This window comes from Kineococcus sp. R86509 (assembly GCF_042466365.1).
In the GTDB taxonomy this organism is placed as follows: domain Bacteria; phylum Actinomycetota; class Actinomycetes; order Actinomycetales; family Kineococcaceae; genus Kineococcus.
Map to the genome: position 1 here is coordinate 4,776,546 of NZ_JAXHCE010000001.1, position 17,226 is coordinate 4,793,771.

General features: G+C 69.8%; 16 protein-coding genes and 3 pseudogenes. 8 read left to right on the forward strand and 11 right to left on the reverse strand.

Annotated elements, in window-relative coordinates; genetic code table 11:
* Positions 1-173: 173 nt before the first annotated feature.
* On the reverse strand, positions 174-356 hold the full coding sequence (locus tag SJY07_RS23320; protein ID WP_380161727.1) for a hypothetical protein: 183 nt from the start codon (positions 354-356) through the stop codon (positions 174-176).
* Between the two features lie 406 nt (positions 357-762).
* On the opposite strand from SJY07_RS23320, the gene SJY07_RS23325 reads away from it, so the two are divergent.
* Positions 763-1,320, forward strand: coding sequence for a hypothetical protein (locus SJY07_RS23325; protein ID WP_380161728.1), 558 nt, complete (start codon positions 763-765; stop codon positions 1,318-1,320).
* A 170-nt stretch (positions 1,321-1,490) separates the two neighbouring features.
* On the opposite strand, the gene SJY07_RS23330 is transcribed toward SJY07_RS23325, so the two are convergent.
* From SJY07_RS23330 to SJY07_RS23340, 3 genes are all read right to left on the reverse strand, one after another.
* Entirely contained in the window at positions 1,491-2,180 is a 690-nt protein-coding gene (locus SJY07_RS23330; RefSeq protein ID WP_380161729.1) for a hypothetical protein, read from the reverse strand.
* A complete protein-coding gene (locus SJY07_RS23335) occupies positions 2,180-2,764 on the reverse strand; it encodes a SigE family RNA polymerase sigma factor (protein WP_380161730.1) in 585 nt (194 codons plus the stop codon). Before SJY07_RS23335 ends, SJY07_RS23330 begins: the two co-directional genes overlap by 1 nt.
* A gap of 277 nt (positions 2,765-3,041) precedes the next feature.
* Positions 3,042-4,022 (reverse strand): HEAT repeat domain-containing protein, encoded by a 981-nt coding sequence (locus tag SJY07_RS23340; RefSeq protein ID WP_380161731.1) that lies wholly within the window; start codon positions 4,020-4,022, stop codon positions 3,042-3,044.
* A gap of 222 nt (positions 4,023-4,244) precedes the next feature.
* On the opposite strand from SJY07_RS23340, the gene SJY07_RS23345 reads away from it, so the two are divergent.
* Positions 4,245-4,835, forward strand: coding sequence for a hypothetical protein (locus SJY07_RS23345; protein WP_380161732.1), 591 nt, complete (start codon positions 4,245-4,247; stop codon positions 4,833-4,835).
* A gap of 19 nt (positions 4,836-4,854) precedes the next feature.
* On the opposite strand, the gene SJY07_RS23350 is transcribed toward SJY07_RS23345, so the two are convergent.
* A complete protein-coding gene (locus tag SJY07_RS23350; RefSeq protein ID WP_380161733.1) occupies positions 4,855-7,506 on the reverse strand; it encodes a putative bifunctional diguanylate cyclase/phosphodiesterase in 2,652 nt (883 codons plus the stop codon).
* A 120-nt stretch (positions 7,507-7,626) separates the two neighbouring features.
* On the opposite strand from SJY07_RS23350, the pseudogene SJY07_RS23355 reads away from it, so the two are divergent.
* Positions 7,627-8,710 (forward strand): annotated as a pseudogene (locus SJY07_RS23355) (IS630 family transposase).
* 84 nt (positions 8,711-8,794) lie between these two features.
* Here SJY07_RS23355 and SJY07_RS23360 read toward each other — a convergent pair.
* A complete protein-coding gene (locus SJY07_RS23360; RefSeq protein WP_380161734.1) occupies positions 8,795-9,622 on the reverse strand; it encodes a PAS domain-containing protein in 828 nt (275 codons plus the stop codon).
* 407 nt (positions 9,623-10,029) lie between these two features.
* Positions 10,030-10,437, reverse strand: a complete 408-nt coding sequence (locus tag SJY07_RS23365) for a response regulator transcription factor (RefSeq protein WP_380161735.1) — start codon at positions 10,435-10,437, stop codon at positions 10,030-10,032.
* Positions 10,438-10,845: 408 nt separating this feature from the next.
* Here SJY07_RS23365 and SJY07_RS23370 point away from each other — a divergent pair, with 408 nt between their 5' ends.
* On the forward strand, positions 10,846-11,268 hold the full coding sequence (locus tag SJY07_RS23370) for an ATP-binding protein (protein WP_380161736.1): 423 nt from the start codon (positions 10,846-10,848) through the stop codon (positions 11,266-11,268).
* Between the two features lie 100 nt (positions 11,269-11,368).
* Here SJY07_RS23370 and istB read toward each other — a convergent pair.
* From istB to SJY07_RS23390, 4 genes and pseudogenes are all read right to left on the reverse strand, one after another.
* Positions 11,369-12,126 (reverse strand): annotated as a pseudogene (gene istB, locus SJY07_RS23375) (IS21-like element helper ATPase IstB); the annotation flags it as partial.
* Positions 12,123-12,404 (reverse strand): hypothetical protein, encoded by a 282-nt coding sequence (locus SJY07_RS23380; protein ID WP_328291826.1) that lies wholly within the window; start codon positions 12,402-12,404, stop codon positions 12,123-12,125. The gene SJY07_RS23380 and the pseudogene istB, both read right to left, overlap by 4 nt.
* Positions 12,405-12,705: 301 nt before the next feature.
* The gene (locus SJY07_RS23385; protein WP_380161737.1) at positions 12,706-12,963 is read right to left on the reverse strand and encodes a hypothetical protein; all 258 of its coding nucleotides are present in this window, start codon (positions 12,961-12,963) and stop codon (positions 12,706-12,708) included.
* A gap of 139 nt (positions 12,964-13,102) precedes the next feature.
* Positions 13,103-13,642, reverse strand: a complete 540-nt coding sequence (locus SJY07_RS23390; protein WP_380161738.1) for a hypothetical protein — start codon at positions 13,640-13,642, stop codon at positions 13,103-13,105.
* Positions 13,643-13,811: 169 nt separating this feature from the next.
* On the opposite strand from SJY07_RS23390, the pseudogene SJY07_RS23395 reads away from it, so the two are divergent.
* The 4 genes and pseudogenes from SJY07_RS23395 to SJY07_RS23410 form a co-directional block, all read left to right on the forward strand.
* A pseudogene (locus tag SJY07_RS23395) lies at positions 13,812-14,252 on the forward strand (cation transporter); the annotation flags it as partial.
* Positions 14,253-14,658: 406 nt separating this feature from the next.
* Positions 14,659-15,138, forward strand: coding sequence for an ATP-binding protein (locus tag SJY07_RS23400; protein WP_328291822.1), 480 nt, complete (start codon positions 14,659-14,661; stop codon positions 15,136-15,138).
* Positions 15,139-15,215: 77 nt separating this feature from the next.
* Positions 15,216-16,871 (forward strand): ATPase domain-containing protein, encoded by a 1,656-nt coding sequence (locus SJY07_RS23405; RefSeq protein WP_380161739.1) that lies wholly within the window; start codon positions 15,216-15,218, stop codon positions 16,869-16,871.
* Positions 16,872-16,938: 67 nt separating this feature from the next.
* A complete protein-coding gene (locus SJY07_RS23410; protein ID WP_380161740.1) occupies positions 16,939-17,211 on the forward strand; it encodes an HIT domain-containing protein in 273 nt (90 codons plus the stop codon).
* Positions 17,212-17,226: the final 15 nt, after the last annotated feature.

Sequence of the window (17,226 nt, forward strand, 5' to 3'; positions counted from 1 at the left end):
CTGCTGGTGGCCGACGTCAGCGAGGTCACGAGCTGGGTCGTTCCCCGTCGTCGAGGTCCTCGCGAGCGGGCCAGGGAGGCGGATCCGGGAAGGTGCCGTCGACGAGGTGCCGGGAGACGTTGGTCTTCCTGCCCATCACGAACTCCTTGGATGTTGCGCCGCTGCGACGTCGGTCAAAGCCAACCGTTGGTCCCTCGCCCTCGGCCTTGGTCGATCTGGCGGTTGATCTCCTGCGCGATGCGGGCCTTCTCGGGATCTGCCGAATGGCTCGCGCGGTCCAAGCGCCGTCGCGTGCCCCAGCCGATGCCCACCACGGACAGCAGTGCGACGGCTGCGCCGATGATCGTCCATCCCACGTCCGACCTCCTGTCAGCTCCTCGAGAGGCTACTGCCGACTCGTGAGATCGGGCCTGCTGCACTGATCGGTGACGACCGAGCTGGCGTGGAGAGGGTGGCTGAGCGGGGAACCAGCCTGCGGCGGTGGTGAGTCTCCTGTCGAAGGAGACGTAGCGGGGGCTGGTGACGACCGGTGAGGGGAGGACGTTGGCGCTGCACGATCCCGCCAGCGGCATCGTGGCTGGTCCCCGCCTGGTCGTTGGTGTGGGGTGCTCGGAGCCAGCGGGTGCCTACTCGCCAACCGCCGGCGACGGCGGACACCGCGGTGCGACCCGGACAGGGAGGTCCGCACCCGCAACGGGTGGTTCGTGCGTCCGCGTCCAGCTTGAATGCACGACGGGACCCGCAGCGCGAGGAGGGACAGCAGTGGCGACGACAGTGCTCGATGAGGTCACGTGGTCCGTCGACGACCGAAGCCCCGAGCGGTCGATCTGGCGGATCGTCGTGCTGCCGGTTCGCATCGCGACGGTGCTCGCCGGCTTGGTCCTCGCGCCGAGTGAGGTGCTGGCCGATCTGGGTACCGGCAGCCGCGGCCGGCGCAACGCGATCGTGCAGGTGGGGTCGTCGCACGAGCTGGCTCTGGCTCCGCTGCGGTTGAAGGGGCCCCGCACGGCATTCGGTGGGAAGCGGCAGTGGCCGGCGTGGACGGTGCGGTTGACCTCGGGAGCGCGCGTCTACGACGACCCGGGGATGCCGGCGGTGGCTGAGCTGTCGCTGGCGCAGTGGTCGTTGGTGCAGGCATGTCCGCGTCGGCGTCGGCGTGCGGTGGGTCCCACCGCGGCGGGGGCGTCCTGGCGGGGGCGGCTCCGACGCGTCGGGGCGAGGGGTGTCGAGGAGTTCACGGTGGAGGGTGAGTGGCTGTCGTTGGCGTGGTTGGGTCACCTGGCCGGGTGGGAGGACCCGAGCCGGAACTTCGCCTCGTGACGGGTCCGCTGGGGCGTGTGCGGCGCTACCGCGAGGGCACGCGCGCTTCGAACCCCGTGCTCACGCACCCCCGGCGGCGCAGCGGCGCGGCTCCCCTCCTGTCGCCGCGCCGCCCACCTGCGATCGACAGCCGCCCGCAGGCTCCCAGCCAGGGCCACCCGACGGGGTGCTCAGCCGACCGAGACGGTCGCGGCATCAATGACGTGGATCGCCGCACCGAGGGCGGCGATGTCGGTGTCGGACCAGCCCAGCCCGGCCCACACCTGCACGGCGAGCTGGGTACCGGAGGGCTGGGCGAGGAACAGGGTGGTTCCGCCCAGCCGGTCACCGCCGGTGTTCAGATCGCTCTCGAAGAGCAGTCCCGTCGTGGTTCCCACCTGCACCGGGCGGAGTCGGTCGCTCGTGGCGGCCGCGGGCATGGCCTCCAGGAAGACGGCGACCTTGCCGGCGAAGGAGTTCGGGTCCTGGTCGGCGATCCCCGCCGGAGCCAGGGTGAGGACACCGGCGTCCACGCCCTGCACCTCCCACCCGCGGGGCAGCGCGTCGAGGGTGAAGCCCGCGGGCTGAGTACCGGTGTAGGCAACCATCTGCGTGTCCCCGACACCCGCGGCCGACGAGCTCGGTGGCGGTGTCGCCGCTCTCTCGGGTGTCGCGCCGGTGGGCGACCCGGTCTGCACGAGCACGGCCACGACCCCGGCAGCGGCCACGGCGAGCAACCCGCCACGGGCTCCGCGCCCCACCCGTTCGCGGCGCAGCCCGCGGTGGGCGCGGGCGAGGTCGGCCTGAACCAGGCCAGCGGGCGGGGTGTGGGGCGAGGCGGGGCCGCTGGCCTGGTCGAGCAGGGTGCGCAGGTTCGTCATCAGTGGCTCCTGGAGGTGAGGGGGTCCAGCACGGGGGTGGGGGGGCAGGCTTCGCCGGTTTCGAGGTCGGTCTCCAAGTCGGTGCCCAGCTGCCGGCGCAGCTTGTCCAGGGCCCGTGCGGTCTGGCTCTTGACCGTTCCCTGGCTGCAGGTCATCGCCCGGGCGGTCTCGGCCACCGACAGGTCGTGGAAGTAGCGGAAGACCACGACCGCACGCATCCGGGCCGGCAGTTCCTGCAAGGCACGGAGGACGTCGTCGGTGCGTGGGTCGTCGCCGGTCGTGGAGCCCGGACCCTCGAGCTGCCCGGAGTGTTCGGGCAGCTGCGCGCGGAGGTGCTCGCGGCGCCGCCAGGGCCGTCGCTCCTCGTCGACCAGGGCGTTGACGAGCGCTCGCCGGGCGTAGGCGTGCACGTCGTCGGCGGCGCGGGTCCGGGGCCACACGAGGTAGAGGCGGGTCAGGGTGGTCTGCACGAGATCTTCGGCGCGGTGGACGTCACCGCCGGTCAGCAGGGTCGCGGTGCGCAGCAGCACCGCACGCCGCTGCCGCACGTAGTCCCCGAACTCCTCGTCCCTCGTCACCGTCATGGACTGCTCCTGTCGTTCACACCCACCAGACGGATCACCACCCCACCCAGGTTGCACGAGCCGGCGGGTGTCCGGGCCCGTGGTGGTCGCCTCTGCGGGGCGCGGACGACTCGGGGACCCGGTGTCCTGAGACACCACGGTCCGCTGCCCTCGCCTGTGATGCACCAGGACTTCGGTGACAGTCGACGCGCTGGGCAGGTGGCGACCACTCGCGACGGCGCGCACACCGCGGGGTGACCGTGGAGTCGCAGGTGGTTCGGCAGCGTCGGGGAGCAGGTCAGGCTTGGGGCTGCGTGGAACTACCGCGGACGGCGTTGATCACGTCGTGGGTGGGGTACTCGCCGGGTCGTTGACTCTCGTCCCACAGGGCAAGGTGGAAGTCCTCGCCCTGGCCGCCGCCGGTCGTGCCGGAGCTGCCACTGGGACTGTCGCTGTTGATGATGAGGACGGTGCGGGGGTAGCCGCCGTCCAGTCCAACCTGCTTCGACGCCCCGACGAGCTGGTGCACCTGGGTCAGGACGTCCTGCTCCACCTGTCGTGCGGTCGTGGCCGCCTCCGGGGCGCAGCGGGCCAAGGCGGTAGCCAGGAGGTCGCTGAACTCGTCCTGGTCCCCGGCCCAGTCCTCGCCCAGCTGCTGCAGGGCGGGGTGCAGCTCAGGTGCGGCGAGTGCGGCGGCGGCTTCGAGCTCGAGGCGGAAGAGGTCTTCGCCGTCCTCGAGGCGTCGGCGCAGGACGGGTAGGGCACGTTGGTCGCCGGCTTCGGCGAGGGCGAGGAGGGCTTCGCCGCGGGTGTCGGGGTCGGGGTCGGCGAGGCGGGCGGCGAGGGCATCAAGGGCGGAGAGGGAGCGGGCCTGGAGTTGGCCCAGGCCGAAGGCGGCCCAGTCCCGGACTGGGGGTTCGGGGTCGCGGGTGAGGTGGATCAGGACGTCGATGACGCGATCACGGAGGTCGTCGGTGGCGTCGACGTCGTCGACGCCACCGGGGAGGGCTTGGGCCAGGGAGAGGCGGACGTGGGAGTCGGGGTGGTCGGGGGCGACGTGGTGGAGGAGGGCGGTGGCCGCGGAGGAGTGCCAGGCGTGTCCGAGCGCGTCGACGGCGGCATGCACCACCTGCGGGTGGTCGGTGGCGGTGAGGATGGCGACCAGTCGGGGGACGACGTCGTCGATGTGTTCTGGGTGACCGTTGACGAGGTCGCCGAGGCGGTGGGCTTCGGGGATGAGCTGGTCGGTGGACGCATCGGTTGACTCGTCGGTGGGCACGTGGTGAGCGTGGCAGAGGGGCGTTGGTGTCGGTGCGGGACGTGAGGCCGTCACCTGATCGCTGGTGTTCCCGGTGCCTCGGTCATCGCCAGGCGTGCACAACGTGAGTTGACCCTCGTCGGTCGGCCTGACCGCGTGACGTGCTTGTCATCGTTCAGTGCAGCAGACTCGGATGCCTGGGGTGGACGGCTGCCTCCCGCTGGAGTGGGTCATCCTGACCTCGTGCGTCGCTGGGACCCGCTCCAAGAACAGGACAACCGCCAGCAGCGGCGAATCGCTGCGGCGGGGCCGCCTGTCCCCTCGACCGCTGACGTCGCCGGCTTCGAGGACTACCCCTGCTTCTACGTGAAGCTGCGTCACGGGCGGGTGCTGGACTCCGCGGGTTCCTTCGAGGAGGTCGTGCGCTCAGCACGCGGGGGCTGGGCAGCGGGGACGACGGTGACGGCGACCCATCTGGCTCCCGATCGTCATCCGGTTCTCCTCCTCGAGGCGGCTGTCGGTGCCGGGTGTGGTGCCACCCGCTGGGTGGCTGACGTGCCCGGCAGCGCCACCGCAGGTCTCACAGGCGCTCTACGGACCTTGAACGCCTTCGACGCCCTCCCGGAGCTGAGCATCCAGCGCGGTGGGGTCGTCGGCTCCACTGCCGCCCGGACGCAAGCGGCTTGGCTCTGTGGGGAGACCCGGGCCGGTGTGGACGGGTTTCGGGTCCAGTGTCCCCGCCCATGGGGACATGAGAGGTTGTGCGTGGTCCACGCCGTGGTGGGGGATGTGACGTGGAGTTGGGATCGCGAGCGTGAGGTGATCATCACCTGACTCCTCGTGCCCGCCATCCTCACCTCGCGCCGGCGAAGGGAGGTGAGGGAGAAACCTCCCTTCGGGGTAGGGCCAGGTCCGCGGCGTCGACGGGTCGGGCGAAGAGGAACCCCTGTCCACTGTCGCAGGACGCGTCGATCAAGGACTGCAGCTGTCCGTCCTCCTCGATTCCTTCGGCGACGACTCCGAGGTGGAAGCTGTGGGCTGCGCTGATCACGAGGCGGACCAGGTCGGCGTGTCCTTCGCCGGGTGTCGAGACGAAGCTCCGGTCGATCTTCAGGACGTCGACGGGCAGCCGGGGGAGTTGGCCGATGGAGGTGTAGCCGGTGCCGAAGTCGTCGATGGCGATCCGGACCCCGAACTGGCGCAACGCGGTGAGCTGGTCCAGTGCGGTGGGTTCGTCGACCAGGACCGTCTCGGTGATCTCCAGCGTCAGTCGTGACGGGTCGATCCCGCTGCGGGCCAGCGCGTCGGCGACGTCGTCGAGGAGGTACCTGGCGGCGAGGTGTCGACCGGAGATGTTCACCGCGACGGTGAGACCTGCGAGTTCCCCGCCCGCGGTGTCCCACCAGGTCAGCTGGTCGAGGGCCCGGCCCAGGGCCCAGCGGCCGATGTCGCAGATGAGGTCGGAACGTTCGGCGGTGGGGATGAACTCATCGGGGGGCACGAGTCCGTGACCGGGGCGGTTCCAGCGCACCAGTGCCTCGACCCCGGCGGTGCCGCCGGTCGCGAGGTCCAGCACTGGTTGGTAGTGAAGTACGAGTTCCCCACCCAGCAGAGCCTCGCGCAGTGCTTCCTCCGTCTCGGCCTGGGCGCTGAGTTCTCGGCGCAGTTCGTCGTCGAAGACTTCCACGACACCCCGGCCGCTGCCCTTCGCGCGATACGCCGCGGCGTCGGCCTCCTGCAGGAGCCGCTCCGATGACGTCTGCGCACCACTCACGGCGACGCCGATGCTCGCCCCGACGCGCGCGGTTCGATCGCCGAGGAGCACGGGGGCGGAGACCGCGGCGATCAACCGCTCACCGAGTTCCACCAGCTGACGGTGATCCTCGGCCGGTTCGACCACGACGACGAACTCGTCCCCGCCGAGGCGGCAGACGGCGTCCCCGCCCCGGACGGTCGCCTCCATCCGCGCGGAGACGACGCGGAGCAGTTCGTCACCCGCGGCGTGGCCGTAGGAGTCGTTGACCTGTTTGAAGTGGTCGAGGTCGACGAAGAGCAGACCGACGGGCTGGTCGTGGCGCGCGGAGCGGTGCAGCGCCCGCTCGATCAGGACGAGAGCTTCCGCACGGTTGGGCAGTTCAGTCAGAGCGTCGTGGGAAGCCTGGTGAGCCATGCTGGCCTGCAGCCGTTCCCGCTCGTGGATGGCGCTGATCATCTGCGTGATCGAGGCGTGCACGACCGCGCCCAAGGACCCGGCCAGGGGTTCCCGGACGAGGTCGGAGGTGATCTCCCCGTCGGCGACGGCCTGAGCCTGGGCGCGTACCCGCCGAAGGCTCGCGACGGTCGCGGCCAGTCCCCGGGCGACGGTGCGCACCTCACGCGGTCCCCCTTCGGCGACGTCGAGGAGTTCACCGTCGCGCACGGCTTCGGCCTGGGCGGCGAGGCGGTGCAGCGGACGGGCGATGAAGCGGTGCACCACCACCATCACGCTGGCGGTGACCACGAGCAGCACCAGCGCGGCGAGCAGCAGGTGGCGCAGGTCCTCAGCGGCCCGTCGGGCCGGTCGCGAGGTGGCCGCGACGGCCCGGTCGCCGATCTCGACGACGGCCCCGCGGATGGCCGCGTTGCGGGCGGTGTTCGCGGTGGTGAGGGTGAAGAACTGGGGGAGCGAGAGCGCAGTGCCGGACAGAGCGGCGGCGTTCGTGATCTCGTCGACCTGCTTCCCGGCGTCCCCGGTCGTCGCGGTGCGCCACCCGGTGACCGCGTCGGCACTGCCGTGTGCGGTGAGGTCGGCGTCCGCGGCCCGGTACCCGCCCCAGGCCTGCAGGAAGGAGGAGCGCGCGTCCGCCGCGGTGGCGGGGTCGAGGGAGACCGAGCCGAGGTAGAGCGGCACCTCGAGGCTGGCGTAGGTCGTGGCCTCCTGTGCCCGGTCGAGGTCGGCGACCGCGCGGGCTCCCGGACCGTCCAGGGACTGATCGCGGGCGGCGTCGAGGTGGGCGTCGACCTGCCCCGTCAGGTCCGCGACCACCTGGCGGTAGGAGTCGAACGTGGCGGTGGCGTCGCCGCCGGTGGTGGCGCTCTTGCGCAGTGCGGCGACGGTCCGTGCGGCGGCTGTGGCTTCGGCTGCCGCGGGGGTCCCGGTGGTCGCGGTGACTGCCTCGTCGGTGGCGGTCTGGACGCTGTGCAGCTGCTGGGTGATCGCCGGCCCGGCGAGGGCGGCGATGCCGGCGATGCTGGAGGCGTCGAGGCCGAGCGCGGAGGCGGTGGTGGGCTCGCTCAGCACCGACTGGGCCAGGACCGGGACGACCTCCTGGGCCACGCTGCCGCGGACGGTGTCCAGCAGGACGGCCGCGCGCACCTGCACTGCGGCCGATTCCGCGGCTACAGAGACGTCTCGACGTTGGTCGACCACGACGCCGACGACGCTCACCAACCCGAGGACGGGGACGAGCACCAGGGCCATCAAGCTGCGCTGCAGGGTGAGAGACCGACGGGAGGGGGGACGCACGCTGGGGAATCGACGCTTGATGCCGATTGAAAAAGCGATCAGACGAAGATTCACCCGAATGCCGCTTCGGCTGCCTAGTGTCCTCCGCCGGAGATACGCGACGGAAGTACAGTGGCGGGGATGCCTCGTACTGGACGCCCCAAGGCCGAGCTCGTACTCACCGACGACGAGCGTGAGCAACTGCAACGCTGGACCCGGCGACACACCTCAGCCCAGGCCCTGGCGCTGCGTTCGCGGCTCATCCTGGCCTGCGCCGAAGGCACATCCAGCCGTGAGGTCGCCGAGAGGCTGGGCTGCAACGAGACCACCGTCGGCAAGTGGCGGCGGTGGTTTGTGACCGACCGACTCGACGGCCTGAGCGACGAACCTCGACCGGGCCGACCGGCCTCGATCACCACCGACCAGGTCGAGGACGTCGTCGTCGCCACCTTGGAGGCCACACCCAAGAACTCGACGCACTGGTCGCGGTCGAAGATGGCGCAGCGCAGCGGGTTGAGCGAGTCCACGGTCGGGCGGATCTGGAAGGCGTTCGGCCTCCAGCCGCACCGGGCTGAAGGGTTCAAGCTGTCCAACGACCCATTGTTCGTGGAGAAGATCCACGACGTCGACACATGAGGGTCGGCCTCTACCTGAACCCGCCCGAGGCTGGGGTGGTGCTCTGCGTGGATGAGAAGAGCCAGGTCCAGGCCCTGGCCCGCTCCCAGCCGGCGTTCCCGATGGTGCCGGGCATGCCGGAGAAGCGGACCCACGACCACGTCCGTCCCCGCATGCACACGGCACCACAGCCTTGTTCGCAGCCCTGAACATCGCCGACGGCACGGTGATCGCCTCGACCCACCGTCGACACCGGGCGGTGGAGTTCAAGAAGTTCCTCACCAAGATCGACCAAGCTGTCCCTGACGACCTCGACGTGCACGTCGTCTGCGACAACTACGGCACCCACAAGCACCCCCGGTTCCACATGCACAACACCGCCACCTACTCCTCGTGGCTGAACCAGGTCGAGCGCCTCTTCGCCTACGTCACTGACGATCTGCTGCGCCGAAGCGATCACCACAGCGTTCAGGCCCTGGAAGCTGATCTGCGCGCCTGGGTCGCGGACTGGAACGAGAATCCGAGACCGTTCGTCTGGACCAAGACCGCGGATGAGATCTTGGCCTCACTCGGGCGACTTCTGCAGCGGATCTCCGGCGGAGGACACTAGGTGATGGAGCACTCGATGCGCCCAGTGGTGCTGACCACCCATGTCGCTGTCGAGCAGGCTGGCGTGGTGAAGGCCGTCTGCGGTCTACTCGTCGGCGGCGATGAAGCCGATCAGACGCGTCCAACGAATCCCCTCCGAGGCCGTCGTGTCAGTCGAGGGATGCACGCTGGAGAGCTGTGGACGGTAGCGAACACGTGCACGGCGATCCGGACCGCCGTATCCGGACGTGGTGGCTGCCGGCTCGACAGGGTTCAACGCTCGGGCGCGGCTGGCTCGCCAGGCGTAGGTGCCGTCGGGCATCGCACACCGGAACCGGGTCTCATAGCGTCGTCCGGTCCGCAACGCTTCGTCCATCGCGGCGGCCACGAGCGCTCGGTCGTCGGGGTGCACGTGATCTGCTCGGGCCATGTCGAGGGTGCCTTGGCCGCCGTGGTGTGTCAGCCCCATCAGGCGGGCGGCTTCGGCGTCGAAGCTGACCAGGCCGGTGACGGCGTCGAAGTCCCAGGCGCCGGTGTGCGCGGCGGGCAGGGCGGCCATCCCGATGCTGACCGGGGCCACCGTGAGTGCCCCCGCGGCGAGGAGACGCTCCAGCAGCGGCGCGGGGAGGTGGGCGAGGGCTTGAGCGCGTGATCCGCTGTCCAGCAGGGCGGCAACGAGTTGGCGGTAGGTCAGTCCGTCGCCGTGCACGACGGTGTGGTCTTGGCGGCCGTGCTCGTCGTCGCCGCCCAGGGCGTCGATGAAGGTGCTCAGCTTCGGGTCTGGTCCCAGAGGTGGTGAGTCGCCCCACAGTGCTTCGATGAGGTCCGCGACCTTCTCTGCGCGCAGGTGCAGACGGTGCTCACGATCGATCCCACTGTCCACTGCACCCTCCTTCGAAGGCTCTGCCGAGGTCTCAGACGGGCTGGCGTTCACCTCGCTCGAGCGCCCTCGTGAGGAGACGTGTGGCCCTGAGAACGTTTGTACCAGCGGAGGCGTGAGAACGACCACGCGAGAACCGGGGCGGGTCGGGTGGAGGGGTGGGCAACCGCAACAAGGGTGAGCAACCCGCGACGAAGAGGGTCAGCGGGTGCGAGACAGCGATGCAGACCGGAGCGATACCCAGCAGAGCGGCTTGAAGCCGTCCAGGTGGACGGGGTGACGTTCAGGTCTTCAGGTCCGGCGGCAGGTGCCGGTGCTGGCTCGGTTGTCACCGATCCACGCAGCAGACCCTTGCGACCTGGCGGGTGGTTGTGCCTTGAGGGCTGGGTCATCAGGGTCGCGTTGTCCAAGGCTGCGTTGTCCAACGCCGGATTGTCCGGGGTCGGTTGTGCAAGGTCGGGTCAGGAGATGAGACCGCCCTGGCGGGCGAGGGCGGCGGCAGCGGCGGAGGAGTGGACGCCGTACTTGCGGCGCACCGAGACCAGGTGCTGGGCGACGGTGTTGGGGGCCAGGCCGAGGCGTTCGGCGGCGACGGCACCGGGGCAGCCCTCAGCGATCAGCTGCAGGATCTCCTGCTCGCGGGCGGTCAGGGTGACTCCGGGGTGACCTGGTGACTGGGACCGGGCACGTTCGGCGTCCTCGAGTGCGCGGTAGTGGGCCTCGGAGACGATGACGAAGCGGTGGCCGGCGGCGTCCTCCACGATCGCTCGACGCTCACCGTCGGCGGTGGCTCGCAGGACGTCTGCGAACCAGTCGGTGGGGACCTGTACCCGGTTGCCGTCCGTGGCCGCCAGGTTGGTGTGCGTCATGTCGTGGGGACCCTTCATCGCTGCTGGAGTCGTGCTTGGTGGCGAGAGTGAGGTTCGCCGTCCAAGTCAGGATCGGGTGGCAGCTAGCAATGTTCAAGTGCTCAACTAGAAGGTGACCTGATCGGCCCCCGGTGGCGCAGCACGACTTCGAGCGGACACGCCGGTGGAAACTGTCTGTGAGCATCGAGGTGGGCCGATGACCTGGTCTCACACCGCCGCCGGCGTCGGTACCGGTACGACGGTCGAGTCCGGCCCGACAGCGTGACCGACCGCGGTGGTGGTGGTGCTGCGCTAGGTCTGCAGTTCGATCCTGCACGTCGGATCTGCGGTTCAGGGTGTCTTGGAGAGGCGAGGCCTCCGCACTGACCTGACGATGAACGCGTGTGCGCTATCACCCCGCCTTCACGAGTGACCCTGCCCGCGGAACTGGCTTCTGGGCGACTGGCTCGGGTGTTCATCGACGAGCACTGGTGCACCACCCACGACAGCGTCGAGCGTGAGCGGGTCCACCTGCTGGTGACGGAGCTTGTCGTCAACGCGGTGCGTCACGGCGGACCGCCGATCATGGTCAGGATCGAGTGCACCGGTCCGGTCAGTGTCCTGGTCTCGGTCAGCGACGGTAGCGCTGACCTGCCCCGCCCCCGCCAGGTTGAGCCCGAAGCGGTGGGTGGACGTGGGGTGCATCTGGTGGACCTGCTCAGTGCTGAGTGGGGCGTGGAGCGCCACCACATCGGCGGCCGGCACACCACCGGCATCGATACCGGAACCGACAACGACACCGATGATGCAGCTGGTGAGGGGAAGACGGTGTGGTGCCGACTGGTGGCGTGAAGACCTGCCGACGACCACGCCGAACTGGCCGCGGAACGCGGCATGCCCGGTGCCGCGCATCCCCGGATGACCTTGCGCTCACGCGACGGCGGCCGTGGCGGCGGTAGGAGTCGCCGTCGAGGTTGAGGACGACGGAGCGGTGCAGGAGCCGGTCGAGCATGGCGACAGCGACGGTCGCGTCGCCGAGGATCTCGCCCAGGACGCGACACCGCGGTTGGTCGTGAGGATGATCGAGGTTTTCGCGTAGTGCTGGGACACGACTTGGAACAGAGGCGAGGCAGCCTTGGCCGGTAACGGGAGGTACCCGAGTTCATCGATCACGAGCAGAGTCGGTCCGGCGAAGAAGCGCATCGTGCAGTTCCAGCGGCCTTCGATGGCCGCGCGGTGGCAGCGGGCGACGAGATCGGCGGCGGTGGTGAAGTAGGTGCGGTAGCCGCTTTCGACAGCATTGCGGGCCAAGGCGACGGCGAGGTGGGTCTTGCCGACACCGGGTGGCCCGATGAGCAGGACGTTGGTCGCGGTCTCGAGGTAGCGGCAGGTCGCGAGTTCCTGCAGCAGGTGCGGGTCGATGCCGGCGGCGGTGCTCAGGCCAAAGTTCTCGATGCTCGCCGGGGTCGGGAGGGAGGCGAACCGCAGTCGCCCGGCCAAGCGGCGTGCTTCGGTGTCGGCGACCTCAAGAGCCAGGAGTTTCTCCAGAGCTACGGTCATCGACAGGCCTTCGGTGACGGCCTGGTCGAGGACGGCGGGGAGGTGTTGCGCGGCGGCGTGCAGGCGCAGGGTGGCGAGGTGGGCGCCCAGTTGTTGGTGGAGACTGGCCGGCGTCGTCGTGTTGGGGGTGCTGAGGTCTTGGGCGTTCATCGCAGGGTGTTCCGTCCTACCGCGATCGCGGCGTAGCGTTCGAGGTCGACGACAGCAGCGTCCGACTCGCTCAAGCGGCCAGCGTCCTCGACCAGGGCCATCTGTCCAGGGACATGTCCGAGCTGACCGTTGAATTGGCCGTTAATGTTGCGTTGCATGGCTTGTGCGGCCAGCACTGCAATCGCGCCGGGTGGAACCCGACGCTCATGCCGGTGCGGCAGGTTCGTCTCACTCCCGGCGGCGGCGGCGGTCGTCGCGGCGGTGTGCAACGCGGTCACGTGATGGTCATCGCGGACCGTTGCGCCGGTCCCGGCGGCGACGAGTCGGTAGCGGGCCACGACCGCCGCCGGTGAAGCGGCCGGGGCGATGGCGAGGTGATCGGCGCCGTGGACGACGGTGACGAGAACGGCGGCGCGGGCCAGTTCAGGTGTGACGAACTAGGAGTTTCCGCCGTAGGACACCAAGGCCTGCGCCGATGCGATCCGTTCCACGGTCGCCGTCACCGGGTACGGTAATGGCAATGGCCGCAACGGTTCCGCGGCGGCAAGTTCACCGACGGTGGTGCGCCGGTGGGTCCCGTCAGGTTCGAGGATCACCCGCAGACGCGCATCGCCCTTGGCGGCGCACCAGGCGTCGGGCCTGGGCCTGGGCCTGCTCGACGGTGATCGGCTTCGACCTGTCCCCACCGTCGATCGTGTCGGGCAGGGACCGCCAGAAGCGTTGCGCGGCGGCGTGGTTGGCCTTCTCGACGACACCCTTGCGGTTGCCGCGCCGGGATGGGCAGAGTTCGACGGTGACGGCGTAGTGCTTGGCCAGGCCGGCGAACGTAGTCGTCACCCCTCCCCGACCCCGGCGCGGCGACGGTCGACATCCGGTCGAAGCGTCAGGCCCGGGTGGGCCCGCCGAGACGGTCGGCCACTTGGTGCAGGGCGCCGGCGAGGTGGGCCTGTTCCTCCGACTCCATCAGCACTCCCCGTCAGCGTCCGGAGTGCGATGAGGCTCCCACCCGCAGGTGGGCGTGCTTGCCCCACCCCCAGTGCGCGGGCGGGTCGGGCAACTCGACCCAGTCGAACTGCGTCTTCGCCCCGGGCGGGTGGTCGATGACGGCGATGGGACGGTCTTTCAGGCTCCGGCACTGCGCGCATCGTGGTCGTAGGCCGCGGTCGCGGATCTGACGGGTCAGGGTGGAGTAGGCCCCGGCCCAGCCGAGTGGTTCGAGTTCGTCGGACAGGGCCGAGGCCCACAGGTGAGGGTCTTCGCTCAGGCGGGCGCGGGTGTAGTCGACGAAGGGCTCGAAGGTGTCGGGGATGGTCTTGGCGCGGACGCCGGCGGTCCGCTCGCCGGTGAGGTGGGCGCGGATGGTCTTGCCGTCTCGACGGAGGTGGCGGGCGATCGCGGAGATCGTGATGCCTTGGGCGGCGAGTGCGTGGGCTGGGGGCACCTCCCGCTTGCGGGGGACGATGTCTTCCTCCCCTGTCAGCATCTGCTGCAGGAGTTCCTTCGAGTGCTGGTGCATGGTCAGAGACCACCAGCCTCGGAGGGGCTCCGCCTGGTTCTGCGGAGCCACACGGGTGGGGAATTCTAGTGAGCAGGACTGGAGACTTTTACGTGAGCGGCATCAGCAGAATGCGCGTCGCACTTGCAGCGGGCTGAGGGCGACGCTGGGCCATGGTGTGAGGCGCCAGGCCGCAGCACTCCAGGTCGCTGGACTTCGGGGCGCGGCCGGGTCAGTCCACTGGAGTGTTTGGTTGGCCCTCCACGTCAGCGTGGGGATCGGGCTGGCCGCGCTGAGTCTGCTGGTCATGCCGTTCCTGTCCGCGGCCCAGCGCCGGGCCGGACGTGAGCTGGGTTCGGCCACCGAGGTGGCCGATTCCCAGCAGACGCTGCTGTGCACCTACCTCTCCGGGGTGCTGCTGGTGGGGCTGGTGGTCAACGCCGTGGTGGGCTGGTCGTGGGCGGATCCGATCGCGGGGCTGGTCATCGCCGTCATCGCGGTGAAGGAGGGCCGGCAGGCCTGGCGCGGGGAAGGGTGCTGCGCACCCCACGCCAGCGTGCTGGCCGCCGACGCGTCGAGCGGGCACGTGGTGGCGGGCAGGTGCGGGTGCGGAGACGACTGCTGCGGCTGACGACATCACGGATCGTCCGAGGTGTTCCTCGGATGCGGTGAGGTGGCCAGCAGGCTGGCTCCTAGGTACTTCACCGTTGCAGAAGGTGGATGTCGCGCGGGCACGGCTTGAACCGAGGCGTCGCCGGTCTCTGCGGGTGTCGACCGGTCACCCCGGTTCCCCGATGCCGCCGCCGGGGGCGTCCTCCAAGACGGGGTACGCAGTGGTGGAGGGAGAGCACGAGGCGCGGTGCGTCTTGTGCGCCCTTGCCCGGCCGGCGTGGTCAGGGTGCCTTCGTCGACGGTGGTCGGACTGGCACTCGAGCCCGTGACTGCCGAGGCGCATCGTTGCTTCTCGTGGTTGGCTGGTTGCTGAAGGTGAGATCGAGAGCGGGGCGTACTTCAGCGTCTCCAGAACGAGGGGTGTCGTGATCAGCGTCCAGTTCGTCGTGGGCACGTTGCCCGACGATGACCCGGTTCAGGCGTGCCACCGCCTGACGCTGGAGCCCTCACCACGCTCGGTCTCGGCCGCACGCCGCTTCGTCCGCTCCCACGTCCCCGACCTGCCGGTGGAGACCGGAGAATCGCTGGAACTGATGACCAGTGAGTTGGTCACCAACGCCGTGCTGCACGCCCGCACCATCGTGAACGTCGAGGTGGTCGTCGCAGCCACCTCGGTGGTCGTCGGTGTGCACGATCAGGACCGGGTGACGTCCTTGCAGACTCCCTACGGTGATCGTGAGGGTGGATGGGGGTTGGGTCTGGTGGGGGCGCTGGCGCATTCCTGGTCCATGGTCAGTCATCCCCAAGGTGGTAAGACGGTGTGGTTCCGGCTGCTGCGGGCAGAAGCGCACTCCGTGAGCAACGGCGCCGCGGCCCGGACCGACGCAGACCGGAGAGATTCATGACCGATGCTCCACGGAGAGGGTCCTCGTTCTCTCCCTCGACCCCGCCCTCCACGACCCTGCCCTCTCCGTCGCCGGGGATGCCGGCCGCATCGGCCCGACTGGCAGGGCGGTTGGCGCTGGGGGACGACGGCCACGAGTCCGGTGCGGCCATCACCAAGGTCGCCACCGGTATCGGCGGGTTCGACCACGTCGCGATGGGTGGGTTGCCGCTGGGGCGGACCACGGTGGTCGCGGGGCCGGCAGGGGCCGCGAAGACGTTGTTCGCGGCCCAGTTCCTGGCCGAAGGGGTCCGCTCGGGTCAGCCCGGGGTGTTCGTGACCTTGGAGGAGCCGGCTGCGGACCTGCGGGCGAACTTCGCCACCCTGGGCTGGGACGTGGCCGCGTGGGAAGCCCGTGGGGACTGGCGTTTCGTCGATGGCTCCCCGTTGGCTCCCACCGACACCAGTGCCCGACCGGACTACGACGTGGACACGTTGGCCGCTCAGATCGGTGCCGCGGTGGACCGTACCGGGGCCCGGCGCCTGGCGTTGGACAGTCTCAGCGCGGTGCTGTCCCTGCACGAGGACGTCGTGCTGGCGCGGCAGTTGTTGCGCACCCTGGTCCTGCGACTGCGGGCGATGGCCCTGACGGTGGTGCTGACCGTCGAGACTGAAGACGATCCGGGGGGCTCCCTCACCCGCTACGGGGTGGAGGAGTTCGTCGCCGACAACGTGGTGCTCCTGCGCAACGTCCGGGAGGGTACGTTCCGCCGTCGCACCGTGGAGGTGCTGAAGATGCGGGGGGCGATGCACCACAAGGGCGACGTCGCGTTCACCGTCGTCCCCGGCGAAGGCCTGCGGGTGCTGCCCGTCAGTGTGCCGGCACCTGCAGTTGCGTCCCCGCCCGCTCCGTCCTCGCCCGCTGCGTCGTCAGCAGCAGTCGGCGTCCCCGACGCGTCCCCGTCCTCCCACGCTCCTCGGGAGCGTGTCTCCAGTGGCGTTGCCGGTCTCGACGAACTGACCCACGGTGGACTGTTGCGTGCATCGACCACACTGGTGGCCGGTCCCACGGGGGCGGGAAAGACGATGCTGGCCACCCAGTTCGCCGCCGAGGGCGTGAGGTCGGGGGAGGAGGTGCTGGTCATGGCCTACGAAGAATCGCGTGAACAGGTTCTGGCCAACGGTGCGGCGTTGGGATGCGACCTCGAGCACTACGAGTGGGCGCTCGGCAGCTCATCGACGGGCAGTTCTCCCACGGCGGACCCATCAGACGATCAGCGGGGCCGAGTGTCGATCCAGTCGTTCTACCCCGAGGTCGCCTCTCTCGATGATCACCTGGTGGAGCTCCAGGGACTCATCGAGCGGTTGCATCCGACCCGACTGGTGCTGGATGGACTCTCAGCGTTGGAGCGCCTGGGTTCTCAGCCGTCCTACCGGGGGTTCCTGCTGGCGATCACGGCCTACGTGCGCAGCATCGGTCTCGCCACGTTCATCACCGCGACCCCGCCGGCGCTGCACCCGGGTTCCTCTCCCGCCGGCGGCGCCAGCACGGCGGACAACCTCACCGGTCTGGTGGACACGATCATCGTGCTGCGGCTGCAGGAGGTCGGGGCCACCATTCGCCGCGGCATCCACGTCCAGCGGATGCGTGGTAGCCATCACGAGAACGTGGTGCGGGAACTCGTCGTGGATGAACGCGGCATCAGCGTGGGGGATCTCATGCCCACCGGGGCGACAGGGATCGCGAGGACGTGATCGTGAGCGGTTCCAGTTCCACTACCGCCGGTAGCGCACCCTGTCCTCGGTGTGGGGACTTCGCGGTGTGGGGCAGACGACCAGCTGCGACGAGCAGAGCGACTGCCGTCTGATCGAGGGGCGGCTCGAGACGAGTGGGGTTCACGAGGACGACCACGTCCTCGCGTTCATGGACCACCAGCCGGTCAACCCTGGACACGTCCTGGTCGCTCCCCGACACCACCTGCCGCTGTTCGAAGACCCCGACGACGTCGCCGGAAATGCTTTCCGACGCACCCATCACCGGCACCCAGCGGCCCGAGCAAGACTCGCTGACGCTGGTCGGCAGCGATCTCGGTGATCGGCTGCTCCCGTG

Excerpts from the sequence above, each read along its gene's own strand:
- SJY07_RS23330 (WP_380161729.1), bottom strand. The coding sequence starts at position 2,180 with ATGACGAACCTGCGCACCCTGCTCGACCAGGCCAGCGGCCCCGCCTCG.
- SJY07_RS23335 (WP_380161730.1), bottom strand. The coding sequence starts at position 2,764 with ATGACGGTGACGAGGGACGAGGAGTTCGGGGACTACGTGCGGCAGCGG.
- SJY07_RS23365 (WP_380161735.1), bottom strand. The coding sequence starts at position 10,437 with ATGACGCACACCAACCTGGCGGCCACGGACGGCAACCGGGTACAGGTC.
- SJY07_RS23390 (WP_380161738.1), bottom strand. The coding sequence starts at position 13,642 with ATGCACCAGCACTCGAAGGAACTCCTGCAGCAGATGCTGACAGGGGAG.
- SJY07_RS23405 (WP_380161739.1), top strand. The coding sequence starts at position 15,216 with ATGCCGGCCGCATCGGCCCGACTGGCAGGGCGGTTGGCGCTGGGGGAC.